The sequence below is a fragment of the Sorangium sp. So ce726 genome, assembly GCF_051521405.1.
Classification (GTDB): Bacteria; Myxococcota_A; Polyangia; order Polyangiales; family Polyangiaceae; genus Sorangium.
The window spans coordinates 1237195-1263253 of sequence record NZ_CP150349.1 but is presented as its reverse complement, the minus strand read 5'-3'; the positions used below and the strand labels follow the sequence as shown (position 1 = coordinate 1263253).

Below are 26059 nucleotides of genomic sequence, written 5' to 3'. Positions count from 1 at the left end.
GAAGCTGCACGGCGACAGTCTAGCTGTTCGCGAGCGCCTGGCGAGCAGCGTTCGCTGCCAGATTGCCGCCATGGTGAAACGCGGCGATAAAGAAAATCACACGCGATGTCAGATTCATCGAGCGTCGCGCATACTCCTCTATCGATGACGGCGAGGCGCCCGATCCCCAGCTGGAAGCGGCGGCTCGCTCCTCACCAGAACGATGGGAGAAGACATCATGTTTCATGACACGAACCTGCGCTCGATGAAGATGAACCTTTGCGCGCTGCTCGCGGTGACCGCGGCGCTCACGACGCTCCTCTCCGCGTGCGGCGCCCCGCCCGTGGGTGATCTCGATGGCGTCGAGGAGGAGACCCTCTCCGAGCAGGCAGATGAGCTCGCGGGCGGCCGCCTCACCTGCGCTGTCGTACGCTGTATGGACGGGTTTGTCTGCGAAGAACGGAAGGGGAGGGCCGCGTGCGTGCCCGCCCCGATACGCCAGTGCGTTACCGACGCCGACTGCAGCCTCGTCGACAATTACTGTGGAGGCTGCAACTGCAATGCCGTCCCCACGGGCACGCCTGCGCCCAAGTGCCTGGGAGACGAGGTGGCGTGTCTGGTCGCGCCGTGTTCCGGCCTCACCGCTTCCTGCCAGGCCGGAGCGTGCGTGATCTCGAACGCGCTCTGAGCGGAGCCCCCACGACGACGTACCGGCCCGTCGCTCGCCCCTGCGCGGCTCGCCGTCGCCCTCGCACCACGCCCCGGCGCTAGAGCGGCGGTCACCCGCACAGGAGACGGGCCCAGATCGGCGTTTTCGGCGCGCAAGCGCACTCCGGTGCGCTGAGCACCGAAAACGTCGAGGTGGGCCCGTATCCGAAGCGGGTGACCGCCGCTCTAGGCTCACCCCGGATCGCGCCCGGGGATCTCCGGCCGCACACGCACGCTCTTCCACCGCGCGAGCTGCACCAGCCCGGCGGGCGCGCCTGCGCGGCTTGCTCACGTCCGCGGCCCGGCAGACGTGGACCTCCACCTTGGCGGCGCTCCTCGCCTTCGAGTACCACGCGGCCGCCGCCGCGGCGCGCTCGACCACCTCGCGCGGGATCTCCACGCGCTCGGGGTTGCGCACGATCACGTGGCTGCCCGGCGTGCCGCCGGCCACGTGCAGCCAGAGATCGTGCGGCTCGGCGACCTGGAAGGTGAGCTCGTCGTTGTCCTCGTCGCCGCGGCCGACGAGCACCTCGAAGCCATCGATCGTGAGCGTGCGGTACGGCCGCCCCTTGCTGCCCATGCCGGCCCCTGCCGTCAGCCGGACGCGGCGCCGGCGCGTGGCCCGGCGCCCGATTGCGCGGGCCGCGCCGGCGCTCGCGCCTCGCTCGCCACCTCGGCGGCGAGCCACGCGAGCAGGTCTCGCACGACCTCCTCGCGGTTGATCTCGTTCAGCATCTCGTGGCGCCCGCCGGGGTAGAACCGCTGCGCCACCCTGCGGAGACCGGCGGCGCGGTACGCCTCGATCATCTGGGTGACGCCCTTGAGCAGCCCGCCGACCGGGTCGCGAGAGCCGGAGAAGACGTAGATGGGCAGGTCCTTCGGGATGCGCGAGAGCCGCTCGGGGCGCGCGAGCGCCGCCATCGCGTCGAGCAGGTCGACCCAGAGCGAGGTCGTCGCGGGGAAGCCGCAGCGGGGATCGGCGATGTACACGTCGACCTCGGCGCGATCGCGAGAGAGCCAGTCGAACTGCGTGCGCGTCGGCGCGAACATCTTGTTGAAGCTGTCGAAGCTCATCGTCTGGAGGAGCTGGCTCTTGCCGCGCTCGCCCAGCCGCCTCCGCTCGGCGCGGGCCACGAGCCGGCCCGCGTCCACGAGCGCGTTCGCCTTGCCCGAGGCGCCGGAGAGCACCGCGCCGTCGATCGAGCCGCCGTGCTCGATCAGGACCTCCTGCGCGAGGGCGGCGCCCATGCTGTGGCCGAAGAGGACGACCGGCAGGCCGGGGTGCTCGCCGCGCGCGCGCGCGATGAGCTGCGCGAGATCGCGGACGACCCGCTGGAAGCCGCCCTGGCTCGCGAAGAAGCCGAGCTCGTCGCTCCCGCGCGCCGTCGCGCCGTGGCCGCGGTGGTCGTTCGCGTAGACGGCCCACCCGGCGGCGCAGAGCGCCTGCGCGAGGCGCGCGTAGCGGCCCGCGTGCTCCGACATGCCGTGCGCGACGTGGACGACGCCGCGCGCCCCGCCGTCCGGGAGCCAGCGGTACACGAAGAGCTCTCGGCCGTCGTCCGCCTGAAACGTGAAGGTGTCCGCGGGCATCGCGAGCCGACCCTACCACCGCTCCGCGCTCGGCTGACCACGATTCTCGATGCTTCCGCGCCGAAAGGAGTTTTCGGTACGGTCCTCCATGGCATGAGGTTCGCACAAAGGCCGGCCATGCCCGAGCGCCGATCGTTGCCCGTGCTCTCGTTGCGCGACACCGTCCTCTTCCCTGGGATAGCGACGCCCATCACGGTCGGACGGTTGAAGACGCTCCGCGCGGTGGAGGCCGCCCTCCGGGTCGAGGGAGAAGACAAGCGCATCTTCGCGGTCGCCCAGCGCGACGCCGCCGAGGAGCCCACCGCGGGCGGCCTCTTCTCGATCGGCGTGATCGCCCGCATCACCCAGGTGCAGCGGTTCGGGTCGGGCCTTCAGCTCGTGCTCTACTGCGAGCGGCGAGCGGCCGCGCCCCGCTACACCGAGGTCGACGGCGTGATCCGCGCCCCTGTCATCGAGCTCGCCGATCTACCCCTCCGTCCAGAGGAGGACGGCGCCCTGGAGGCGCTCTCCCGCGAGGTGCGCGAGCGGGCCGTCGAGTACGGCCGCCACCGCGGCGCGCCGGAGGACGTGCTCAAGCAGTTCGTCGGCAGCATGTACGGCCCGGCCGAGCTCGTGAACCACATCGCCTTCTACCTGGACCTCCCGACCCCCGAGAAGCAGGCGCTGCTCGAGATCCTCTCGACGGAAGAGCGGATGCGCAGCCTCGCGCTGCACCTCTACCGGCAGATCGGCATCGTCGAGACCCAGGAGAAGATCAGGACGACCGTCGAGGAGGAGCTCGGCGAGCGGCAGCGGGAGATCTACCTGCGCGAGCAGCTGCGCGCGATCCAGAAGGAGCTCGGCGAGGAAGACGACGAGAACGCAGCGGCACGTCTGGAGCACAAGCTGCAGCGGGCCAACCTGCCGGCGGAGATCCTGCAGGAGGCCCGGCGCGATCTCGCGCGGCTGCGGCGCATGGGGCGGGAGACGTCGCCCGAGGCGCAGGTCCTCATGACGTGGCTCGAGTGGGTCGCGGATCTGCCCTGGAACCAGCGGACCGATGACCACGTCGATCTCGAGCGGGCGCGGGCGATCCTCGACGAGGATCACTACGGCCTGGGCGACGTGAAGGACCGGGTGCTCGAGTTCCTGGCCGTCCGGAAGCTGCGCCTGGAGCAGGCGAGGAGCGAAGGCGAACGGAGCCGCGCGATCTCCCGCGGGCCGATCCTGCTCTTCCTCGGTCCGCCCGGGACCGGCAAGACGTCCATCGCGGAGTCGATCGCGCGGGCGCTCGGGCGCAAGTACGTCCGCGTCTCGCTGGGCGGGGCGCGCGACGAGGCGGACATCCGCGGCCACCGGCGCACGTACGTGGGCGCCATGCCTGGCCGCATCCTCCAGGGCATCAAGCGGATAGGCTCGAAGAACCCGGTGATCGTCCTCGACGAGGTCGACAAGCTCGGCGCCTCCTACCAGGGCGATCCTGGCGCGGCGTTGCTCGAGGTCCTGGATCCGGCGCAGAACGACGGATTCGTCGACCACTACCTCGGGCTGCCGTTCGACCTGTCCGAGGTGCTGTTCATCTGCACGGCGAACTTCCGCGAGACGATCCCCCTTCCGCTGTTCGACCGGATGGAGCCCGCGCTGTTCGCCGGATACACGGAGCAGGAGAAGCACGAGATCGCCCGGAAGTACCTGCTCCCCCGGCAGCGGAAAGAGTGCGGGCTGCGCGAGGAGCAGCTGCGCGTGACGGGCACGGCGCTCGGCGGGATCATCAGCGGATACACGCGCGAGGCGGGCGTACGGCAGCTGGAACGGACGCTCGGCGCGCTGGCGCGGAAGGCCGCGCGCAGGATCGCGGGCGGCGAGATCGAGCGGGCTGTGGTGGGCGCCGACGACGACGTGAAGGAATTGCTCGGCCGCGCGAGGATGCGCCTTGAGCGGAGGCTTCAGTACGACCAGCCGGGGGTCGCGACCGGCATGTATTACACGCAGATGGGTGGCGACATCATGCACGTCGAGGCGAGCGTGATGCCCGGCAAGGGCGATTTCGTCCTCACGGGGCAGCTGGGCGACGTCATGAAGGAGAGCGGCCGCGCGGCGCTGAGTTATGCGCGCGCGCACGCGGCGGAGCTCGGCGTCCCGTCCGATCGGCTGCAGCGGCGGGACATTCACATCCATGTTCCGACGGGGGCGGTGCCGAAGGACGGGCCGAGCGCGGGCGTGACGATGGCGGTGGCGCTGGTGAGCGCCCTGTCGGGCAGGCCGGTCAGGAGCGACATCGCGATGACGGGGGAGATCACGCTTCGCGGGACGGTGCTGCCGATCGGGGGGATCAAGGAGAAGGTGCTGGGGGCGCACCGCGCGGGGATCTTCGAGATCCTGCTGCCAGCGGACAACGAGGCGGATCTCGACGATCTGCCGGCCGAGGTGAGGAGCTCGCTCGAGTTCTACCTGGTGAACACGCTCGACGAGGCGCTCGCGCTCTGCCTGCGGCTCCGCTCGATCCGCCTGGAGGCGCCCGAGGAGATGCCGCACGCGCGGGCATCCTGACGCGCCTCAGGTGGGGTACTTTGGCCGCAGGTGGCGTCTTTTGAACCGCCAAGGCGCCAAGAGACGCCAAGAAAAACATAAAAATCTTGGCGTCTTTTGGCGACTTGGCGGTTTTATCATCCCGGCAGGGTGGAGAATTCCCTCACCACCTCAGGTAGGCGGCGGGGAGGCCGGCGCGCTGGCGCCGCCGAGCGCATCGGCCAGCGCGGCGGCGGCGGCGGCGGCGAAGGCGTCCAGCGTGGCGGGCTCGGTCCAGCGGGTCGCCTCGCGGGCGTCGAGCGCGTGGTGGGTCTCGACGAGGATGGAGGGCATGGAAGGGCGGCGCAGCACGAAGATGCGCTGTCCCGGGGGGCGCCGGTCGAGGAAGACGCCGGGCTGTGCGGTGTCCGGCTCGTACAGGCCGCTGTACGCGGCGCCGTCGTAGGGCAACAGGCCTGCTTCTTCCATGCGCCCCGCGAAGCCGCGCGCGAGCGCGAGCCGGAGGGCGCAGAGGGCGGGCTCGCCTTCGTCGGACCACAGGACGGCGAACCCCGGCGCGGCGAGGCTGAGCGGGCACTGGCGGCCCTGGCCGGGCGACCACGTCTCGGTCCTGCCGCGCACGTCCGAGTGCAGGCTGACGAAGGCGTCGGCGCCCCACCGGGCGGCGTCCTCGACGCGCTCCGGGTAGGGCAACGGACGGTCGCCGGCCCTGCCCACGCGCGCCTCGAAGCGCCCGGTGGCGTTGAGCCGCTCGGCGAGGGCGCCCGCCGCGGCGAGGGTGAAGTCCTGCTCATCGACGCAGAAGCAGGAGAGGTTGCCGGAGTTGCCAGGGGCGCCATGCCCGGCGTCGAGGTAGATGCGGCGGACCCCGAAATCCCGCGGAAAGACGGCGGAGGGGGCGACGACGCGGGCCCCTGGAAACGGCCACCCGCTCGGCGCGATCGGGAGCTTGAGGGCGCGCCGCGCCGCGATCTCGCGCGGGGAGCCCCGGGCGAGCGCCCGTGAGAGGGCGGCTGCGCCGGCGGCGCCGGCGAGACCGAGGACGAGCTTCCTGCGCGAGATCACCGCGGCTCCGCTTGCTATCAAAGGCGGAGCGCGGCGTCAGGTTCTCGGCAGGCGAGCGTGGCCGAGGTGACGAAGGAGGCGCGACGTAGCGACATCCCGAGATCGCCCGGGACGTCCGAGAAATGGTGACCCGGCGCGCCCCTCCGCACCTCGGCCAGACCCCCGTTACTGGGCCGGCGTGTAGCAGACCTCGAGCTTCGGCCGGGGGGCGATGTTCGTTTGCTCGCTCGAGCGGATGTCGGTCCGACCGTTCACATCGTGGAGCGCGACACCGTGGTTCGGGGAGCCATCCACCCAGGACTGGACGAGGGCCGCCACGTTGGTGGTCACGACGGCGTCCGCCTGGGCGACGGTGGCGATCGAGGCCTCGACAGCCGCGTTGTACCCGGGGAAGTTGCCGGCGTGCACGGTCGCCTCCTGCCAGGGGCCGTTCACGCGGTGCAGCTCGATGGTGCTGGCGCTCGCCTTCCACGGGTGGGACAGCGAGAGGGTCGCGGATTCGACGTCGGAGCCCGCCGGGATGAACGACAGATCGAAGGCCAGCACGCCCAGCTGCACGCCCTCCGGGAACGTGTTCATGACGATATACGGGTAATCGCCGTACGGCCACGAGACGCCGGGCTGGATATGCGCATCCCGCACGCTCCCGTAGGTGCCGCGCTGCACGACCACGCACACGGGCTCGGCGGGCGGGGGGGGCTCGCAGGCGTCGCCGATGCCGTCGGCGTCGGCGTCGGCCTGGGAGGGGTTGGCCAGCGCCGGGCAGTTGTCGCACGAGTCGAACACGCCGTCCTGATCCGTATCGGCGGCGACCACGGTGACATTATCGAGGAGCGTCCCCTGGCCGTTCGAGATGCCCAGATCGTTGAACTGGAGGCGCGTCGTCGTGCCGGAGGCCACGAGGGTATAGGTGTAATTGACCCATGCGGTGCTGGCGGTCGTGAGCGTGGCCACCTGCTGGCCGCCCCACACGACGCCGAGCACGTTCTGGCTCGCGTTGGTGCCGGGGCGCGCGGCGAAGGCGAACCGGAGCTGGTAGGTCGCTCCCGGGACGGTCGTGAGGTTCTGATAGATGCCGCTCGAGTTCGTGGCGTCCAGCTCGACGTGCTGGTTGCCGTGCGCGGGGCTCATGCCGTTCGAGTGGTCATGGATCTGGATCTGACCATAGGCGGCCTGCCAGCCGGTGATCGAGCCGTTGTATATCGTCGATGTCCCGGACCACACGTCCGGCGATTCGAAGCTGCCGTTCGTGACGATGTTGCCGGAGGGGAGCACCGAGCAGGAGACGAGCGCCGCCGCGCCCTCGCCGACGGCCTCGTCGTCTCCATACGGCTCGGATGCCGCCATGCAGCCGGAGATCATCAAGGCGAATGCGAACGCAGAAGCAAAGGAAGCAGAGGAAGCAAAGGAAGCAAAGGAAGCAGCGATCGACGGATAGGTGGTCCTCATGGGAGAGCTCCTCGTTGCAGCGCCGCCATAGCGGCACCGCGTTGTGCGGCGATCCGCCGCACGCTGTGGACTTTGAAAGTACTATTTACAAACAGAGTAGACGCGGATAGGGTGCTCCATTTGCCCGAAGGCGGAGCGCTGAAGGAGTCATTCGTCAATCAGCGCGTGCGGCGGGACGGCACGACGGGACGGCCGTTACCAGGCGTCGCCTCCCGGATCGTGGCCGACATCGAGCTCCCTGGCCCCCAGAAGGCTCTCGCTCCCCTGAGGCGGATGAGGGTCGTCGCCGGCAGGGCGATCGATGGACGGAGTCGGACGAGCGCGGTCACGAGCAATTCTTGCAGCAGCCAGCCGTAGCGCTGTCTCGTTATATCATGAAATGGGCGCGCGGCTCATTGTCCTTCGCGCCTCCATGGCGGCGTCACCCGAGGTCGTCTATGGCTTCACAAGGGATTGAGCGACAGAGACGGTGGGTACGGCGCGGCGCGGCGAGAAGAGCGATGAAAATTTCTACTCTCTCTTCTGCGCCCTGAGCCCGTCGCTCACGACATCCAGGAGCCTCAGGGACGCGCCGCACTCGCCTCGAGATCGCGCCATCGCCAGACACCCCAGCAGGAGGGCCTTCACATCCGCGGCGTCCACGTCGCCGCGCACCGCGCCAGCGCGCTGCGCTCGACGGAGGAGCTTGCCGATCGCGGCCAGCAGATCCTTCTCCGCGGCGTCCACGAGAGCGTCGCGGTCGATGCCCGCCGCGGCGAGCGCGTCGGCCAGCGCCTTGTTCGCGAGCCCCGACTGCACCGCGCTGGCGAAAAAGCCGAAGAACGCCGCACCCGGATCGTCCGCCGCCGAGAGGGACCGCGCCTCGCCGACGATCCGCTCCAGGCGCTCGAGGGCGATCGCCTCGAACAGCGACTCCTTGGTCGGGAAGTGCCGGTAGACCGTCCCCGCGCCCACCCCCGCGCGCCGGGCAATCTCGTCGATCGGCACGGCCAGGCCTTCCGAGGCGAAGACCGCGTTCGCGACCTCCAGGATCCGCGCCCGGTTCCTCCGGGCATCCGCGCGCAATGGCCTGCTCCCGGCGTCGTGCTGCAGGTCGTCCCGCTCGGGCGGGGGGGTCTTCTTCGCCGGCAATGTCGAGATGCCTCCCTGCTCCCCTTGACAAACGGGGCGCGCGTTCCGATTGTTCAAACCGGAACGACGGTTCCGATTTTAACCCAGGAGAGGGTGATGAACCAGGGAAGAGAATCTCGTGCGCGGTGGACCGAGGCCGACATCCCGAGCCAGGCGGGGCGAATCGCGGTCATCACGGGTGGCAACACCGGCATCGGCCTCGAGACGGCCCGAGCGCTGGCGGAGCGCGGGGCCACGGTCGTGCTCGCGTGCCGCGACATGGCCAGGGCGAGCGCCGCGGTGGAGCAGATCAAGGCCCGCGTCCCGGACGCGGCCGTCCGCGCCGTGCGCCTCGATCTGAGCTCGCTCGCGTCGGTGCGCGAGGCCGCCGGCGAGCTCCGGGCCACGTGCGCCCGCATCGACCTGCTCATCAACAACGCCGGCGTGCTGTCCTTCAAGCGCGAGGTCACCGCCGACGGCTTCGAGCTCCAGCTCGGCGTGAACCACCTCGGCCACTTCGCCCTCACCGGCCTCGTGCTCGATCGGCTGCGTGACGTGCCGGGATCGCGCATCGTGACGGTCAGCAGCGTCGCTCATCGCCAGGCCGAGATCTCCTTCGACGATCTGCAGAACGCGCGGGCGGTCCCGGGGTTCTCGGCGTACGCGCAGTCCAAGCTCGCGAACCTGATGTTCACCTACGAGCTCCAGCGCCGGCTCGCCGCGGCCGGCGCGAAGACGATCGCGCTGGCCGCTCACCCCGGCGGATCGAACACCGAGATCGCCCGCAGCGCGCCCGGCTGGTTCCGCGGCATGGCCAAGCTCGGCGCGTGGCTCCGGCTCGGGCAGAGCCCCGCGATGGGCGCCCTCCCGTCGCTCCGCGCCGCCGTCGATGCGGGCGCGCGGGGCGGCGAATATTACGGACCCACACGCCTCATGGGGATGGCGGGCTTCCCCGAGCGCGTCGAGTCGACCGCCCGCTCGCACGACGAGGGCGCGCAGCGCCGCCTCTGGGAGGAGTCCGATCGGCTCACCGGCGTGACCTACGCCTTCCGGGCCGAGACAGGGAGCGTGTCGGCCGCGATGCCCTGATGGCATGGCCAGGCTGCAGGGCGAGAGCGCGCACGCGCGCGCGGGACGATGGCCCTCACGCTTCGCCCGTCCTCCGCTCCCGCAGCGGCAGGAGCAACCCGAGAAACACAACCGAGATCACGGTCCCCAGGGCGAACAGGCCTGCATAGCCGAGCCGCTGGGCGACGGCGCCCGAGAGCCACACCGCGGGCGATTTGCCGAGCACCTCCACGCTGGCGAGCAGCGTGTAGTGCGTCGCGCCGACCGATCGCCGGACACGCGACATCATGAAAGCGAACACCGCTGTCGTGAGGGCGCCGCCGAAGAGGTGCTCGGCCACGGTGACCGCGACGACGGCCGCCGCGGTGGGCGCCCCCGCCGCGGCGAGGTACCACTCGCCCGCCATCGCGACGGTGCGCAGCGCCGACGTCACCCCGACGGCGGCGAGCAGCGGGATCCGGTGCGACAGGAGGCCTCCCGCGAGCGAGCCGGCGATCGACGCGACGAGGCCGTATGTGCCCACCCAGAGGCCGATCTGGTGCGGCGGGAAGCCGGCGTCGACGAGGAACGGCTTGAACATCATGTCGACCATCGCCTCGCCGAGCTTGTAGGTCCCGAGGAAGGCGACGACCCAGAGCGCGCCGGGCGCCCGCAGGGCGGCGAGGACCGTCGCGAGCACCTCGCGGAGCGACCGGCGCGCGTGCGCCTCGCCCTCGCTCGCGGGAGGCTCGCGCAGCGCGAGCGAGGCCAGCGCCGAGAGGAAGACGAGCGCGGCCATCGCCCCGAACTGACCGCTCCAGCCGATCCAGGCGCTCGCCCAGACGAGCAGCCCGCCGGCGACGAGCATGCCGACCTTGTAGCCGACCACCTGCGCGGCGTTCGCCAGGCCGAGCTCGCCGCGCCCGAGCAGGTCGATCGCGAGCCCGTCGACCGCGATGTCCTGGGTGGCCGCGAGCAGGTTCATCAGGAAGACCAGCGCGAGCAGGGCGCCGAGGTGGCGCGACGGCGGGACGAACGCGGCGGCCGCGCACGTGAGCGAGAGCAGCACCCCGAGCGGCAGGATCCACGAGCGGCGCCTGCCGATCCGCTCCCAGCCGTAGCGGTCGACGAGCGGCGCCCAGAGCGCCTTCGCCGCCCACGGGAGCGCGAGCGCGCCGGCGAAGCCCACGCCGGAGAGCGAGACGCCGCTCGCCCGCAGGAAGACGGGGAGCGCCGTCGCCTGGAAGCCGAACGGAATCCCCTGTGCGAAGTACAGCGCGGCGAGGGCGGCTATCGTGCCGGCGCGCGTTCGGTCTGCCACGACCGACAATCGTAACCGAGCGGACGAGCATCGGTCGCCCCAAACACGGACACTGGCGTACGATTCGACCTCGATTCGATCCCGATCTCGATGAGCACGCCGCACCGACTCACGCCGTCTGCCGGCCGGATGAGCCCGCGCCGATGATCGCCGACACGTTCTCTCCGCGATCGCTCGCGCCGGCGGGCGCGGTCCGGGTGCGGTGGCTGGGCACGGCGGGGTTCGCGATCGAGCACGCCGGCGCGGTGGTGCTCATCGATCCCTATCTCACGCGCGCTTCGCTCCTCCGTTGCGTGGTCGGCCGGCTCGTCCCCGACGTGGCCGCGATCGCGCGCCACGCGCCGCGCGCCGACGCCGTCATCGCGGGCCACACCCATTTCGATCACGCGCTCGACATCCCGGAGATCGCGCTCCGCACCGGGGCCACGGTCTTCGGCTCACGCTCCGCGGTGGCGCTCTGCCGCGCTGCCGGCGTCCCCGCGGCGCGCGTGCGCGACGTCGAGCGCGCGCCGGGCGGCGAGCCCGTGGTCGCCGAGGTCGGCCCGTTCCAGCTGCGCTTCTTCCCGAGCGCTCACTCCCGCCTGCTGCTCGGCCGGGTCCCCTTCCCCGGCGACATCTCCGATTGCGACCAGGTCCCGCTCCGGGCCGAGCGTTACCGGTGCGGCGCCGTCTTTGCGGTGGAGATCCGGGTCGCGGACCGGCGCATCGTCCACCTGGGCAGCGCGGAGCTCGTCGAGGCGGGGCTCGATTGCAGGGAGCCCGACCTGCTCCTGCTCTGCGTGGCCGGCTGGACTGCCTCGAGCGATTTCCCCGAGCGCGTCGCGCGCGCCCTGTCGCCGCGCGCGGTGCTCTTCTCCCACTGGGACAATTTCTTTCTGCCCCTTGATCGCCCCGCCGTCGCGCTCCCCGCGATGCAGGGAGAGCGCCTGGCAGAGCGCCTCGGCCGGGCGTCGCGCGACGTGAGATTGGGTGTGCTGCCGCTGCTGGGCGAGGTGTGGATCTAGGTCGAGACTCGCTATTTCCTCGCCGTCCGCGGAGACTCTGTACCAGCGTGGAGGGGAGCTGTCCGGACAACCGTTCATTCGATGGTCGAGGCGAGGTTCCGGCGCTCACCCGACCTCCGTTACGTGCGTCGCGCAGCCGGAATCGTCCCTGGCCGACGCGCTACCGGCTCCCCGCCCTTCTCACGGCCCGGCGCGCAGGAACGCCACCTTGATCCGCTTCTTCCCCCACCCGGAGAACTTCACGGTCGCGATCGGATCCGCCCCAGGATCCACGCTCTCGACCACGCCCGGCCCGAACCGCTCGTGGTACACCCGCATCCCGCGCCGCAACGCGAGCCCCTCGCCGCCCTCGGCGCCCGCGTCGACCGCCTCCCGCTCGACATACCGCTCGCCCGGCGCCCGATCGGGGACGTCCATGCCACGCGCCGTCACCCCCCTCGCCGGCTCGCCCTCCCGCGAGAACCGCGCCCCTGCGAACCGCTCTTCACCCTGCGCCCCGGGCCTCCGCTCGCGGCCCTCCCACGAGCGCTCCGGGCCACCGAACCGGAGCCCGGACGCGGCGTACCCGCCGCCCCCGCCGAAGCCGCCCTCGACCCGGCGCTGCGCCATCATGCTGGCGGGCGTCGCGATCCCGCGCACCGAGGCCGGCGGCAGATCCGCGAGGAAGCGGCTCGGCAGGCCGTACCGCGTCTGGCCGAAGATCGCGCGCCGCGCCGCGTGCGTGATCCAGAGCCGCTGGCGCGCCCGCGTGATCGCGACGTAGGCCAGCCGGCGCTCCTCCTCGATGTCGCCCTTGCGGTTCGGATCCTGGCTCCGGAACGGGAACAGGTCCTCCTCCATGCCCGTCAGGAACACCGCGTGGAACTCCAGCCCCTTCGCGGCGTGGATCGTCATCATCGCCACCTTGGGCACGTCCGCGAGCGCGTCGACGTCCGACACCAGGCTCACCCGCTCGAGGTAGCCCGCGAGCGTGGCCTCGTCGCCCGCGGCGGTCGCCTCCTGCTCGTAGTCGACGAGCGACTGCACGAGCTCGCGCAAGTTCTGGAGCCGCGCCTCCGACTCGACGCTCTCCTCCTGCTCGAGCGCCTTGGCGTAGCCCGACCGCGCGAGCACCTCCTCCGCCAGCGCGCTCGGCGACGCGCTCTTCGCCTCGGTCATGAGCCCGAGGATCAGGTCGCGGAAGCCGAGCAGGCTCCGCTTCGCCGCCGGCGCGAGCGGCGGCAGCTGGCCCCCCGGCATCGCCGACGGCGGCACCCGCCCCTCCAGGAGCGGATCGATCGCCTCGAACAGCGACATGCCCAGCAGGTCCGCCGCCTGGATGAGCTTGTCGACCGTGCTCTGGCCGATCTTGCGGGCGGGCACGTTGATGATGCGGTTGAGATCCACGTCGCTCTTGGGGTTCGCGATCACGCGAAGGTACGAGAGCAGGTTCTTCACCTCCGCCCGCTCGAAGAAGCGCGTGCCCCCGATGATCTGGTACGGGATGCGCGCCTCGCGCAGCACCTCCTCGAGCACGCGCGACTGCGCGTGGATCCGGTAGAAGACCGCGATCTCGTTCGGCGAAACGCCCTCCGCGATGAGCTCGCGGACGCACTCGACCACCCACGCTGCCTCGTCGTGCTCGCTGTCCGCCGCCACCACGTCGATCGGCGTGCCGTCCTGGTTCGCCGTCCAGAGCTCCTTCGGCTCGCGATCCGACGCGTGGCGGATCACGCCGAGCGCGCCCCGAACGACGTGCCCGATCGAGCGGTAGTTCTGCTCGAGCTTCACCACCGTCGCGTGCGGAAAATCGCGCCGGAAGCCGCGGACGATCCGGACGTCCGCGCCGCGCCAGCGGTAGATGCTCTGGTCGTCGTCGCCGACCACGCAGAGGTTGTCGTGGCTCTTGCAGAACGCCCGGACGAGCCGGTACTGCACCTGGTTCACGTCCTGGAACTCGTCCACGAGCACGTGGCGGAAGCGCCCCCGGAGATCCTCACCGGCGTAGCTCGTCGGGTCCTCCGCGATGCGCAGCACGGCGAGCAGCAGGTCGTCGAAGTCCACCGCGCTCGCCGCCTTGAGGTGCCGCTCGTACGCCTCGAAGCACCGCGCGATCGCGTCGTCGAAGTAACCCTTCCGCTCGAACTCGGCGGGCCCCCGCCCCTCCTGCTTCTCCGCGTGGATGCGCGAGAGCACCTGGCGGGGCGGATAGCGCCGATCGTCGAGGTTGAGCTCCTTCAACACGCGGTTCATGACCGCCCGCTGATCGTCGTCGTCGTAAATGACGAAGTTCTTGTCGAGCCCGGCCGCCTCGTGGTGCCGGCGCAACAGGCGCGCGCATACCGCGTGGAACGTGCCCACCCAGAGGTCCTTCACGATGTCGGCCCCGATGAGCCCCTCCAGCCGGCGCTTCATCTCGGTCGCCGCCTTGTTCGTGAACGTCACCGCCAGGATCCGGTAGGGCGGGACACGGTGCGTGACGATGAGGTTCGCGATCCGGTACACGATGACGCGGGTCTTGCCGCTCCCCGCGCCGGCGAAGATGAGGAGCGGCCCCGCCGCGTGGCTGGCCGCGCGCGCCTGCGGCTCGTTCAGCTCCTCGTAAGGCAGGCCAGGCTCGGGCGGCGGAGAGCGGTCGGCGTCGTGTGCGGCGAAACGATCCACACGGGGTCGCTAGCACGACCTCCGCGCGAGCGGGAGCCCGCCGAGCCCCGGAGAACCCAGCGGCGCTCTCCTGCTTTTTCCCCGGCAAATCACGCCCGCTGGCCGTAATCTCGCACGTCCGTGCGCCTCCGGCAGAGCACCGGGGGAGCAGCGGCCCGGACGACCGGCACAGGAGAGACCATGCGCATCGCGCTGACGCACAACCTGAAGATCACGAGCTCCGCCGAGGAAGCCGAGTTCGACAGCCCGGAGACGATCGCCGCCATCGCCGGCGCGCTCGAGCGAGCCGGGCACGAGGTGGAGCGGATCGAGGTCAGCGGCCCGGCCTCCCGGGTCCTCGCCCGGCTCGAGGCGCTCCAGCCGGACCTCATCTTCAACACGGCCGAGGGCCACAAGGGCAAGACGCGCGAGGCGTTCTACCCGTCGCTCTTCGACGAGCTCGGCATCCCGTACACCGGCTCCGACGCCTACACGCTGAACGTCGCGCTCGACAAGTCGCTCACGAAGCGCGTCCTCGCGAGCTACGGCGTCGCCACCCCGCGCGCCCGCCTCGTCAACCGGACCACCCTGGAGAGCGGCGCGCTCGACGACGTGAGCTTCCCCGTCATCGTGAAGCCGAATTTCGAGGGCTCCTCCAAGGGCATCTTCCGGGAGTGGAGCGTCTGCGAGGACGCGCACCACCTCGCCGAGGTCGTCGAGCGGCAGCTCGCGCGCTTCGACGCGGGCCTGCTCGTCGAGCACTACATCGCCGGCATCGACGTCGCGTGCGCCTTCGTCGACGGACTCAAGGAGACGAACGGCGCGCGCTCGAGCGGCACCGGCATCCCCGAGGGCGTCCTCACCCCGATCGAGTTCGTGATCGATCCCGAGGTGCCGGGCAGCTACAACGTGTACGACTTCAACCTGAAGCACGCGAAGCCCGAGCAGGTCACGCGCCGGCCCGCGCAGCTGCCCGCGGCCACGATCGAGCGCATCCGGTCGCTCACGGCGCGCATCGTGCGCGCCCTGGACCTCAAGGATCACGCCCGCTGCGAGTTCCGGGTCACGCCGTCCCCCTCGCGCGGCCAGGGCCACGACGTCCACTTCCTCGAGGTCGACGGGCTGCCCACCCTCCAGCCGGGCGCCAGCGTCTTCGTCGCGGCGGCGCAGCGCGGCGTCGACTTCGACGGCGTGATCCGGGCCATCGTGAGGAGCGCCTGCAAGCGGCGGGGGCTCCTGCCGCTCCTGGAGAGCAACCAGCCGCGCCGGGCGAAGCGCACCGCGCTCCGCGTCGGGTTCACCTACAACATGAAGCGGAGCGACACCGCCGCGGCCGACAAGGCGGGCCCCGGCACGATGCACGACCTGGAGGCCGAGTTCGACTCGCCGCGCACGATCCAGGCGATCGCGAGCGCCATCGAGAGCTACGGCCACACCGTGGTCCCGCTCGAGGCGACCCCGGACCTGCCGCGCGCGCTCGCGGCGTCCGGGGTCGACGTCGTCTTCAACATCGCCGAGGGGCTCCGCGGCCGCGGCCGCGAGGCGCAGGTGCCGGCGCTCTGCGAGCTGCTCGGCATCCCCTACAGCGGCTCGGACGCGACCACGCTCTCGCTCGCCCTCGACAAGGGCCTCACGAAGCAGATCCTGCGGGCCGCCGGCATCGAGACGGCCGAGTGGCAGGTGGTCACGACCGGGCGCGAGAAGCTCAAGCCGTTCCGCTACCCGGTGATCGTGAAGCCCAACGCCGAGGGGACCTCCAAGGGGATCACCTCCGCGTCCGTCGTCAAGGACGAGGCCGCCGCGCGCGCCGCGGCGAAGCAGCTGGTCGATCGCTACCACCAGCCGGCCCTCATCGAGGAGTACATCACGGGCCGCGAGTTCACCGTGGGCCTGCTCGGGGAGCGGCGGCCGAAGGTGCTGCCGCCGATGGAGGTCGTCTTCGTCGACCCGCCCACCTACCCCGTCTACGGCTACGACGAGAAGCAATCGGACACGCCGCGCGTGCGCTTCGAGTGCCCTGCGCAGCTCACGCCGTCGGAGCTCCGCCGCGTCGAGAAGGTCGTGCGCGACACGTTCGCGGCCCTCGGGTGCCGCGACGTCGCCCGGGTCGATCTGCGCATGACGAAGGACGGCAGGGTGTACGTCATCGAGATCAACCCGCTGCCCGGCCTGACGCCCGACTTCAGCGATCTCTGCGTGATCGCGAAGGTGGCGGGGATGGATTACCGGACGCTGATCGGCGAGATCCTGGCCGGCTGCCTCAAGCGCTACCGCGACGCCCGCGCCGCGGCGCCGCGGGCCGCGTTCACCGCGGCGGCGCCTGCGACGGGCGCCTCCGTGCCCTCCGCGAGCGCGGCGCTCGCCTCTCCGGCCGCCGACCCGGGCCTGCTGGCCGCGCCCGGCCCTGCGCTCGCCGAGCCCACGCCGCTCCCGGTGGAGGCCGCGCCCCTCTCCGACACGGTCTCCGTCGCGAATGGCGAGGTCGCCGGCCCATGAGCGCGCCCTCGGCCCCGCTCAGGCGCCCTCGGCTGCGCGATCTCGGCATCGCGATCGGCCGCTTTCCGACCGGTCCGGAGAACGCGATCACGGACGTCGCCGGGGTGCGCGTCCACCACGTGACCAAGATCGAGGGCGAAGGCGAGCTCGTCGCCGGCCTCGGCCCGGTGCGCACGGGCGTCACCGCGGTCGTCCCGGCCGACGGCGACGTCTTCCTGGATCGGGTGTTCACCGCGAGCTACGTGCTCAACGGCGCAGGCGAGGTGACGGGCCTCTCGCAGATCAACGAGTGGGGCCTCTGCGAGACGCCGATCCTGCTCTGCAGCACGCTCTGCGTCGGCCGCGTCCTCGACGCGAGCGTCGCGTGGCTCTCGCGCAAGCACCCCAAGATCGGCAAGGACTACGACGTCGTGATCCCCGTCGTCGCCGAGTGCGACGACAGCTTCCTCAACGACGCCGTGGGGCGCCACGTGACGCAGGCCGACGTCGACGAGGCGATCGACAACGCCCATGCTGGCGCCGTGGCCGAGGGGTGCGTCGGCGCCGGCACGGGCATGCAGACGTTCCACTTCGCGGGAGGGATCGGCACCTCGAGCCGGTCGGTCCCCGTCGGCGGGGTCGACGCCCTCGTGGGGGCGCTCGTGCTGTCAAACTTCGGCGATCGCGAGCTGCTCCGCGTCGATGGGGTCCCGGTCGGGCGGCTCATCAGCGACCGCTTCAACCACGTCCCGCGGCGGGGCCCGGCCGGCTCGATCATCGTGCTCGTCGCCACCGACGCCCCGCTCATCCATCGCCAGCTCGCGCGCCTCGCGCGGCGCGCCGCGCTCGCGATCGGCCGGACCGGCGGGTATGCGGCCAACAACTCGGGCGAGATCGTCCTCGCCTGGAGCACCGCGAACCGTGTGCCTCGCGTCCCCACCGAGCAGTGGAGCGCCCCCCGGTCGAGCCGCTCGCTCAGCGTGCACCCCCTCGCGCCGGGCCGGCATATGGCCGAGCTCGTCCTCGACACCGAGGTCGACGCGCTCTACGAGGCCACCGTCGACGTCGTCGAGGAGGCGATCCTCAACGCGATGTTCGGCGGCGTCGACATGACCGGCCACAGCGGCCACCACGCGCCGGCCCTACCGCTCGACGCCGTGGCCGAGATCCTGAAGCAGTACCGGCCCCCGCACCCCTCCGATCCGCCTCCGCTCTGCTAGCGCGGCCCCCCGCCCCTCTGTCCACACCCCGCAGAGCGCCGGGCCCCCTCTCCGGCGCCCCCCCGCCGAGCGGCGGTCACCCGCACAGGAGACGGGCCCAGATCGGCGTTTTCGGCGCGGAAGCGCACTCCGGTGCGCTGAGCACCGAAAACGTCGAGATGGGCCCGTATCCGAAGCGGGTGCCCGCCGCTCACTCCGGATCACCGTGGAGCAGCCACTCGTGGGCTGCGTCCTCGTCCCAGAACCGCCGGAGGACCTTGTCCGTGCCGCTCTCGCGCGCCACGCGGTTCAGCTGGAGCGCGACGATGTCGCTCTCGATGATCTCGGCGACCCGCATCACCCCGAGCTCCAGACCGAACTCCTGGACGGCGCGGATCTTCTCCGCCACATCGGGGGCCATCGGCCTGAACCCGCGGACATCGGCCTTGATCTTGATCGCCAAGCCCTGGAGGCTCTCGCACGCCTTCCTCAGCTCGAGGACGAAGTTCTCCATCTCCTCGAGGCGGACACGCCCCTCGAGAACGAAATCCACCATGGCGGTGTTCCGGTCGACTTTGATCTCGAACACGTTGAGAGACCTCCTGCCAGTTCCCGAAGGGGCGGGATGGGGCCGCGTAATCATACTCCGGATTGCGCAAGGACGAGCCTAGGGATCGCGACGCTCACGCGGCAGCGATGCTGGCCGTCGGCCGTGGGAAGCTCGGGCTGGGGTCGCCGCCCCTTCACGCCGCGCGCGGCTCGCCGACGCGCGACTTGCCCCGTCCGCGCCGCACGGCGATCGCCTGCTCGTAGATGGTCTCGTACCGCGAGAGCAGCGAGGGCCACTGCCGCTCCTTGAGGATCCACGCCCGCGCGTTCTTGCCGACCTGCTCGAGGCGCGCCGGGTCCTTGAGGGCCTCCACACACCGCCTCGTGAGGTCGGCGCTGTCGCCCGCCTTGAAGACGAACCCGGTCTCCCCATAGTGGACGAGCTCCCCCATGGCCGCGACGTCGCTCACCATCACGGGCCGGGCCATGGACATCGCCTCGAGCGGCTTCAGCGGGGTCGTGAGCTCGGTCGTCCGGGTCCGGATGCGGGGATACACGAGCAGGCTCGCCATCGCGTAGATGTTGAACACCTCGTCGTGCGGCACCCGCCCGGTGAAGGTCACCTTGGACTCCACCCCTCGCTCGCGGGCGAACGCCTTGAGCTCCATCTCCTGGCCGCCGGCCCCGGTGATCACGACGTGCGCGTCCGGGATCTCCCGCGCGATGTCGCCGATCGCCGCGATGAGCGTCTGGAGCCCCTCGTACGGCTGGAAGGTGCCGACGTAGCCGATGAGCTTCTTCCCGGCGAGCCCGAAGCGCTCCCAGGCGCCGGGCGGGGCCTCCCGCGGCGCGAACTTGTCCGAGTCGACGCCGTTGCCCACGACGTGGAGCGCGTCCCTGCTGCGCACCCGCGGCGCGACAGCGTTCTTCAGGGCGTCGCAGATCGTCACCGTCGCGTCAGCGTACTTGTAGACGATCGTCTCGAGGCCGGCCGCGATCTTGTAAGGCGCCGAGTCCTCTTTGAATTTGCCCCGATCGACGGAGGCGTTCTCCCAGAGGTCGCGCACCTCGTAGACGAGCGGCAGCCCGAAGCGGCGCGCCGCCGCGAGCGCCGGCAGCCCGACGAGCATCGGCGAGTGCGCGTGCACGAGATCGGGCTGGAACTCCCGGATCGCGTCCTCGACGCGCGCCTCCAGCGCCCGCACGAGCTGGAGCTCTCTGACCAGCGGCAGCTTCTTGCCGGTAGGCTCGCGCGTCCGCCAGTACGAGAGGCCGCCGATTTCATCCTTCAGCGCATCCCCGGACCCCTGCTGCGCCGACGTCACCACCGCCGGCCGCATCCCGTGCTCGGCCTGATGCTTGATGATGTAGTCGCTGCGGATCGTGTATCCCGCAATGACAGGCAGCGACGTATGAAGAACATGGAGCACGCGCACGAATCACCACCCTTCTTTATGCTGCGCCGCGCAGCCTACCCGAGGCCGCCGCGACCGTCATCAAGCTCCTCCACGCGCGACATCACCTCCGAGCCGCGCGCGGCGCTCGACGTGGACCCGAACGCCGCGCGGCGCTCAACGTGGACGCTCGCCGGTCAGCGTGGACGCCGCGCCCTGCATGTCGCCCACGCGCGGGCCGCGGCATCCACGCGGATCGGCGGGCCGGCCGAGAGCCTAGCTCTCGGCTGCCACGTTGCGGTACGCTCCGCCGCCGCATGACCCTCAAAATCGCGATCGTCGGCTGCGGCAAGATCGCCGACGGCCACATAGAAGAGATCCAGAAGATGCCGGAGCGGGCTCGGGTCGTCGCCGTATGCGACCTGGAGCTCCTGATGGCCGAGCAGATCGCGGTGCGCTACGGCATCCCGAGCCACTACGACTCGTTCGACCGGTTGCTCGACGTCGAGAAGCCCGACGTCGTCCACATCACCACCCCTCCGCAGTCGCACCTGTTCCTCGCCCGGCGAGCCATCGAGGCGGGCGCCCACGTCTACGTGGAGAAGCCGATTGCGCTGAACCTCGCGGACGTGCGGCGCCTCATCGAGCTCTGCACCGCCGCCGGGAAGAAGATGACCATCGGCTGGGAGTACCAGTTCGATCCCCCGGCCGTCGAGATGCGCAGGCTCGTCGGCGACGGCGTGATCGGCGATCCCGTCCACGTGGAGAGCTGCTTCGGCTACAACCTCGCCGGCCCCTTCGGCACGGCGCTCCTCGGCGACGGCTCGCACTGGGTCCATCGCCTCCCGGGCAAGCTGTTCCACAACAACGTCGATCACCTGCTGAACAAGATCGTCGAGTTCGTGGACGACGAGCAGCCGAAGGTCACCGCGACCGCCTACGCGCTCCGGGAGAAGCGGTTCGGCGACTCGCGCGACGACATGCTCGACGAGCTCCGCGTCACGGTGCAGGGCGCGCGCGTCAGCGCCTACGGGACCTTCTCGTCGCACGCGCGGCCGCCCGGGCACTTCCTCCGCGTCTACGGCACGAAGAACACGCTCCACGTCGACTTCACGAGCCGCACGGTCACCCTCGACGCGTCGCCGAAGCTCCCGAGCGCCATCGGGCGCGTCGTGCCGGCCTTCGATCAGGCCCTCTCGTACCTCCGCGAGGGCGGCAAGAACGTGGTGCGGTTCGCCCGCAGCGACTTCCACTTCTTCTCGGGGCTGAACCGCCTGATCGGCCTCTTCTACGACAGCATCACGCGGGGCGCGGAGCTGCCCATCTCGTACCGGGACATGATCCGGGTCGCGTCGATGATGGATGAGATCTTCCGGCAGGTCCCGCAGGAGAAGGCGCGCACATGAAAGTCCTTGTCACCGGCTCGAACGGCTTCCTTGGATCGGCCCTCGTCGACCGGCTGCTCGCCCACGGCGAGACCGACCTCCGCTGCCTCGTCCGCCCCGCGAGCAACCGCTCGCGGCTCGAAGAGATCGAGAAGCGGCAGGGCGTCCCCCTCGAGGTCGCGGTGGGCTCCCTCGCCACGAAGGAGGCTGCAGAGCGCGCGGTCGAGGGCGTGGACGTCGTCTACCACGTGGCCGCGGCCATGGGCGGCGCGCCCGCGGACATGTTCCTGAGCACCGTCGTCGCCTCGAAGAACCTGCTCGAGGCGCTCGTCCACACCGGCCGATCGCCGCGCGTCGTCCTTGTCAGCTCCTTCGGCGTGTACGGCGTCGCCGACCTCCCGCGGGGGTACATCGTCGACGAGAACACGCCCCTGGAGACGCGGCCCGCGCAGCGCGATCTCTACTCGCAGGCGAAGCTCCGGCAGGAGAAGCTCTTCTGGGAGTACCAGGCGCGCTACGGCTTCCCGCTGACGGTGCTCCGCCCCGGCGTCATCTACGGCCCCGGCGGCAACGCCTTCTCCAGCCGCGTCGGGATGAGCCTCTTCGGCGTGTTCCTCCACCTCGGCGGCCGCAACATCCTCCCGCTCTCGTACGTCGACAACTGCGCGGAGGCGATCGCCGTCGCCGGCCGGAGCGACGTCGCGCGGGGGCAGGTCTACAACGTCCACGACGACGACCTGCCCACCGCCGACGTCTACCTCGCCCGCTACAAGCGCGAGGTGAAGCCGATCCGCTCGCTCACGGTGCCCTACTTCGCCCTCGCCGGGATATCGAAGCTCGTCGAGCGCTACCACGCCTACTCGAAGGGGCAGCTGCCGGCCATCTTCACGCCCTACAAGAGCGCGACCTCGTGGAAGGGGAACCGGTTCGACAACACGAAGCTGAAGGCGCTCGGGTGGAAGCAGCTGGTCTCCACGGAGGAGGGCATCCAGCGGACGTTCACGTACCTCAAGGAACGCGCGACATGACAGGCTCGCGGCCGCTCGCGTCGCTCGGGCTGGCGCTCGGCCTCGCGGGTCTCCTCGCCGGCTGCGAGCGGCGGCAGACCCCGGGGCCGCCGGCGGTCCACAGCGGCGAGGGCACCCAGTCCGCCACCGCGGCCCTCGCGGTCGCAGCGCCGCGCTTCGAGGGGCCGCCCGCGCCGCCGGCCACGCCGACCAAGGGGCACCCGCGGCTCTGGGTGCGCGCGGCCGATCTGCCGAAGCTCCGGGCGCGCGCCACGCAGGCGAACCCCCTGTTCAAGGAGCTCGCCGCCGTGACGGCCGAGGCCGCGGCGGCGATGGACAAGGGCAACATCCCCTCCGAGGGCGACTGCACCCACGACCGCATCTACTGCGAGGCGCACGCAGAGCTGTTCGCCTTCATGTCGCTCATCTCGAGCGACGAGGCGGCCCGCAACGACTACGGCGCCCGCGCGCGCAAGATCCTCCTCTACATCGTCGATCGCGTGAACAAGGGGGATGCGCAGGATCCCTTCGTCCGCAGGTTCTCGACCGGCGACCGCGCCCGCTGGGCCGGCGAGTCGTTCGGCCTCACGGTCGACTGGATCTACGGGTACCTCTCGGCCCAGGACAAGGCGGCGATACGGCCCGTCTTCCTCCGCTGGGCCGAGGATCAGCTGAAGTCGTCGACGACGAGCCACGATCACCCCGAGCCCGTGGGCAAGCTGAACGACCCGGCGATGCTGAAGGAGCCGAGGAAGCGCAGGTACGCCGTGAACAACTACTTCACGTCGCACATGCGCAACCTGACGCTCCTGTCGCTCGCGTTCGACGAGGCCGACGATCCGCCGGATCCGAAGCCGAGCGGCACCTACCCGCGGCTCAGGGACTACTTCGCCAACGTCACCGGGGCGTGGCTCTACATGACCGACAGCGTCCTGCGGAACGACGCGCGCGGCGGCGCGCCGCCGGAGGGCTTCCAGTACGGCCCCGCGACGCTGGCCTACGTGAGCGAGACGCTGCTCGCCATCCAGACGGCCGGCGAGGCCGATCCGGCGAAGTGGGGCCCGCAGGTGCACCTCGACGGCAACCCGTTCTGGCACGAGTTCATCCCTGCCCACCTCCACAGCCTGAGCCCCGCCACGCCGGCGGGCCGGCTCGGGCCGACCCACGAGGCCGCGTGGACGGGCGACGGGGAGCGCTACGAGTACACCGATCACATCGACCCGTTCGCGGCGCTCGGCCTCCACGCCGAGAACAGCGGCAACGCCGAGCGCCTGAACGCGCTCCGCTGGATGGCCATCCACGCCGGCCCGGGCGGCGCCGCCGCCCTCGCGCGGCGCGCCCGCTCGCAGCTCGGCCAGACCCACAAGCGCCACTCGATCCTGTACTTCCTCCTGCTCGACCCGGCGGTCACCCCGACCGACCCGCGCCCCTCCATCCCGCTCACGCACTACGGCCCCGGCCTCGGCCAGGTCTTCGCGAGGACGAGCTGGGGGCCCGAGGCCACGTGGCTCCAGTTCCAGCTCGGCTGGGAGCAGATCGACCACCAGCACGGCGACGGCCTCAGCTTCGGCTTCTACCGCGGCGGCGAGTGGCTCACGAAGGAGCGCGTCGGGTACGGCTCCTTCATGGGGAACTCCGAGCAGCACAACACCCTCGCGGTCGAGAACGACAAGAACCGCCGCCACGACGACCCGAACCGCGGCGAGCTCTGGCGGCGCGGGTCCCAGTGGCCGCTCGTGCACACGGGCGATCCCAGGGTGCTCGCGAAGAGCTTCACGCAGGACTACGTCTACGTCCTCGGCGACGCGACCCCGCTCTACAACTCCGAGTACGAGAACATCCGCGACGTCACGCACGTCAGCCGCGCGCTCGTGTGGCTCAAGCCGGACCACCTCGTCCTCTACGACCGCGCCGCCACGGGCAAGGACGGGCGCTTCAAGCGCTTCTTCGTGCAAACGCCGAGCGCCGCGCAGGTCGCAGGGAAGCTCGCGACGGCCACGACCGCGAAGGGGCAGAAGCTCTTCGTGACCACGCTCCTGCCGGAGAGCGCCGTCGTGGTGGCCGAGCCGTACAAGCCGACGGGCACCTGGGACACCAAGCCGGCCGAGAACGAGTCGATGCTCGCGACCCTGCGGGTCGAGCCGCCGGCCCCGATGCCGAAGGACACGCGCTTCCTGCACGTGCTCCAGGGAGCGGCCGGCAACGCGACGGCGGATCCGGTGACGCTCGTGCGCACGAAGCGCGGGACGCCGTTCGCTGGCGCGGCGGTCAAGGGCACCCTGGTCCTGTTCCCTGTCGATCTGGGCGCTGTGTCCGAGGTGCAGTTCACCACGCTCCCTGGCGTGGCGAAGCACGTCGTCACAGGGCTCTCCCCCGGCGCATCCTACGACGTGATCAGGAAGCCCGCGGGCGGCGGCGACGAGATCACGATCCGCGCCGGCTCGGCCGCCAAGGCCGACGAGGGCGGTGTCCTCACCTTCTGAGCGCCGTGTCGCAAACGGCAAACGGGCAAACGCCAAACGGCAAGCGCCAAACGCAACGATGACGCCGTCCGCGCCCGCTTGTCCTCGGCGTGGCGCGCTGCAATAATCCATCCTCCTTGCCCACGTCCTGTACGGAGATGCCATGAGCAAGAAGCGACTCGTCTCTGCCGGCGCATTCCTCGTCGCGCTGGGCGCCCTGTTCATCCCCATCGAGGGCACGGCGCCGGCCGCGACCGGCCCCATCGCGAAGGCCGGCTCGCTCGATCTGTCGGGCTTCGCGAGCACCCGGCCCGATACCCCGCTGGATCTCCTGTTCATCCATCACTCGTGCGGCGGCCAGCTCCTCACGGAGACGGGCGCCGAGAAGGAGAAGGCGTCGTGCGTCTACGAGGCGCACCCGAACGGAGGCGGGCTCAAGAAGAAGCTCACGGAGCAGGGCTACCGCGTCCACGAGGCCTCCTACGGCAGCGAGATCGGCGAGAACACCGACCTCTTCGACTGGGCGCCCAAGTTCCGCGACAAGATGGACAAGGTGCTCCGGGTCGCGCTGAACGACCAGATGCACCCGGACGGCGTGGTGAACCGGATCGTCGTCTTCAAGTCCTGTTATCCCAACAACCGCTTCGTCGGCGAGGGCTCCGCCCCCGGCAACCCGGCCGGCCCGGAGCTCACCGTCTGGAACGCGAAGGCCACGCTGACGTCCATCCTGCCCGACCTCGCGAAGCGGAAGGACACGCTGTTCGTCTACATCACCGCCCCCGCCAACATCCTCAAACGCTCGAAGGAGCCCGCCTGGAAGTGGACCGCGAAGCGGCTCCTCGGGAAGCCCTCCGACGCCGAGATCGCGCAGCGCCAGGCGGATCTCGCCCGCTCGTTCAACAACTGGGTCAAGTCGCCCGACGGCTGGCTCAGCGGCTATCCGGAGAAGAACGTCGTCGTCTTCGACTACTACGACGTGCTCACGAACAAGGGCGAGTCCAACTTCTCCCTGCACGGCTCGGAGGGGAACACCGACAACCACCCCTCGAGCGCGGGCAACGCGAGGGCCGCGGATGAGTTCGTCCCGTTCCTGAACCAGGCCGTGCGCCGCGTGGGCCTCAGCACGTAGCCTCGAGGGCCTGGCAACCACGCCGGAGGGAGCGAGCGCAAGTCGCTTGACGCGAG

The 26059-nt window shown here is 70.8% G+C and carries 20 protein-coding genes and 1 pseudogene; 11 read left to right on the top strand and 10 right to left on the bottom strand.

Annotated features, from left to right (window positions below; genetic code table 11):
- Positions 1-19: 19 nt before the first annotated feature.
- Complete coding sequence (locus tag WME79_RS04665; RefSeq protein WP_437540132.1) at positions 20-226, bottom strand: hypothetical protein; 207 nt, start codon at positions 224-226, stop codon at positions 20-22.
- Between WME79_RS04665 and WME79_RS04660 the strand changes: the two genes are divergently transcribed.
- A complete protein-coding gene (locus WME79_RS04660; protein WP_437532428.1) occupies positions 218-667 on the top strand; it encodes a hypothetical protein in 450 nt (149 codons plus the stop codon). The genes WME79_RS04665 and WME79_RS04660 overlap by 9 nt on opposite strands.
- A gap of 312 nt (positions 668-979) precedes the next feature.
- On the opposite strand, the pseudogene WME79_RS04655 reads toward WME79_RS04660, so the two are convergent.
- Together WME79_RS04655 and WME79_RS04650 are read right to left on the bottom strand one after the other, a co-directional pair.
- Positions 980-1267: pseudogene (locus tag WME79_RS04655) on the bottom strand (NFACT RNA binding domain-containing protein); the annotation flags it as partial.
- Positions 1268-1281: 14 nt separating this feature from the next.
- Positions 1282-2277: a lysophospholipase gene (locus WME79_RS04650; protein WP_437532425.1), complete on the bottom strand. Its 996-nt coding sequence runs from the start codon at positions 2275-2277 to the stop codon at positions 1282-1284.
- A gap of 117 nt (positions 2278-2394) precedes the next feature.
- Here WME79_RS04650 and lon point away from each other — a divergent pair, with 117 nt between their 5' ends.
- A complete protein-coding gene (gene lon, locus WME79_RS04645) occupies positions 2395-4806 on the top strand; it encodes an endopeptidase La (protein WP_437532422.1) in 2412 nt (803 codons plus the stop codon).
- Positions 4807-4956: 150 nt separating this feature from the next.
- Here lon and WME79_RS04640 read toward each other — a convergent pair whose 3' ends face one another.
- The 3 genes from WME79_RS04640 to WME79_RS04630 form a co-directional block, all read right to left on the bottom strand.
- Entirely contained in the window at positions 4957-5850 is an 894-nt protein-coding gene (locus tag WME79_RS04640) for an N-acetylmuramoyl-L-alanine amidase family protein (protein ID WP_437532419.1), read from the bottom strand.
- 165 nt (positions 5851-6015) lie between these two features.
- Positions 6016-7197 carry a DNRLRE domain-containing protein gene (locus WME79_RS04635; RefSeq protein ID WP_437532416.1) on the bottom strand — a complete coding sequence of 394 codons (1182 nt, stop codon included), beginning with the start codon at positions 7195-7197 and terminating at the stop codon, positions 6016-6018.
- A gap of 612 nt (positions 7198-7809) precedes the next feature.
- Positions 7810-8430 carry a TetR/AcrR family transcriptional regulator gene (locus WME79_RS04630; RefSeq protein WP_437532413.1) on the bottom strand — a complete coding sequence of 207 codons (621 nt, stop codon included), beginning with the start codon at positions 8428-8430 and terminating at the stop codon, positions 7810-7812.
- Between the two features lie 96 nt (positions 8431-8526).
- Between WME79_RS04630 and WME79_RS04625 the strand changes: the two genes are divergently transcribed.
- Entirely contained in the window at positions 8527-9498 is a 972-nt protein-coding gene (locus WME79_RS04625) for an oxidoreductase (RefSeq protein ID WP_437532411.1), read from the top strand.
- A 55-nt stretch (positions 9499-9553) separates the two neighbouring features.
- Here WME79_RS04625 and WME79_RS04620 read toward each other — a convergent pair whose 3' ends face one another.
- Positions 9554-10777, bottom strand: a complete 1224-nt coding sequence (locus WME79_RS04620) for an MFS transporter (protein ID WP_437532408.1) — start codon at positions 10775-10777, stop codon at positions 9554-9556.
- Positions 10778-10920: 143 nt separating this feature from the next.
- Here WME79_RS04620 and WME79_RS04615 point away from each other — a divergent pair, with 143 nt between their 5' ends.
- Entirely contained in the window at positions 10921-11781 is an 861-nt protein-coding gene (locus tag WME79_RS04615; protein WP_437532405.1) for an MBL fold metallo-hydrolase, read from the top strand.
- A 180-nt stretch (positions 11782-11961) separates the two neighbouring features.
- Here WME79_RS04615 and WME79_RS04610 read toward each other — a convergent pair whose 3' ends face one another.
- Complete coding sequence (locus tag WME79_RS04610; protein ID WP_437532402.1) at positions 11962-14424, bottom strand: ATP-dependent helicase; 2463 nt, start codon at positions 14422-14424, stop codon at positions 11962-11964.
- Between the two features lie 180 nt (positions 14425-14604).
- Between WME79_RS04610 and WME79_RS04605 the strand changes: the two genes are divergently transcribed.
- Both WME79_RS04605 and WME79_RS04600 read left to right on the top strand, forming a co-directional pair.
- Entirely contained in the window at positions 14605-16899 is a 2295-nt protein-coding gene (locus WME79_RS04605) for a D-alanine--D-alanine ligase family protein (RefSeq protein WP_437532399.1), read from the top strand.
- The gene (locus WME79_RS04600) at positions 16896-18098 is read left to right on the top strand and encodes a P1 family peptidase (protein WP_437532396.1); all 1203 of its coding nucleotides are present in this window, start codon (positions 16896-16898) and stop codon (positions 18096-18098) included. The genes WME79_RS04605 and WME79_RS04600 overlap by 4 nt, the downstream gene beginning before the upstream one ends.
- Positions 18099-18288: 190 nt before the next feature.
- On the opposite strand, the gene WME79_RS04595 is transcribed toward WME79_RS04600, so the two are convergent.
- Positions 18289-18666 (bottom strand): STAS/SEC14 domain-containing protein, encoded by a 378-nt coding sequence (locus WME79_RS04595; protein WP_437532393.1) that lies wholly within the window; start codon positions 18664-18666, stop codon positions 18289-18291.
- 154 nt (positions 18667-18820) lie between these two features.
- Positions 18821-20056 (bottom strand): glycosyltransferase, encoded by a 1236-nt coding sequence (locus tag WME79_RS04590; protein WP_437532391.1) that lies wholly within the window; start codon positions 20054-20056, stop codon positions 18821-18823.
- Here WME79_RS04590 and WME79_RS04585 point away from each other — a divergent pair.
- The 5 genes from WME79_RS04585 to WME79_RS04565 all read left to right on the top strand — a co-directional run bounded on the left by WME79_RS04585 (position 20039) and on the right by WME79_RS04565 (position 26003).
- Entirely contained in the window at positions 20039-20341 is a 303-nt protein-coding gene (locus tag WME79_RS04585) for a hypothetical protein (protein ID WP_437532388.1), read from the top strand. The two genes, WME79_RS04590 and WME79_RS04585, sit on opposite strands and share 18 nt — an antisense overlap.
- Positions 20338-21426 (top strand): Gfo/Idh/MocA family protein, encoded by a 1089-nt coding sequence (locus tag WME79_RS04580; protein WP_437532385.1) that lies wholly within the window; start codon positions 20338-20340, stop codon positions 21424-21426. The genes WME79_RS04585 and WME79_RS04580 overlap by 4 nt, the downstream gene beginning before the upstream one ends.
- Positions 21423-22433, top strand: coding sequence for an NAD-dependent epimerase/dehydratase family protein (locus WME79_RS04575; protein ID WP_437532383.1), 1011 nt, complete (start codon positions 21423-21425; stop codon positions 22431-22433). Before WME79_RS04580 ends, WME79_RS04575 begins: the two co-directional genes overlap by 4 nt.
- Positions 22430-24895, top strand: a complete 2466-nt coding sequence (locus WME79_RS04570; protein ID WP_437532380.1) for a hypothetical protein — start codon at positions 22430-22432, stop codon at positions 24893-24895. The genes WME79_RS04575 and WME79_RS04570 overlap by 4 nt, the downstream gene beginning before the upstream one ends.
- A gap of 142 nt (positions 24896-25037) precedes the next feature.
- On the top strand, positions 25038-26003 hold the full coding sequence (locus WME79_RS04565; RefSeq protein WP_437532377.1) for a hypothetical protein: 966 nt from the start codon (positions 25038-25040) through the stop codon (positions 26001-26003).
- Positions 26004-26059 lie beyond the last annotated feature (56 nt).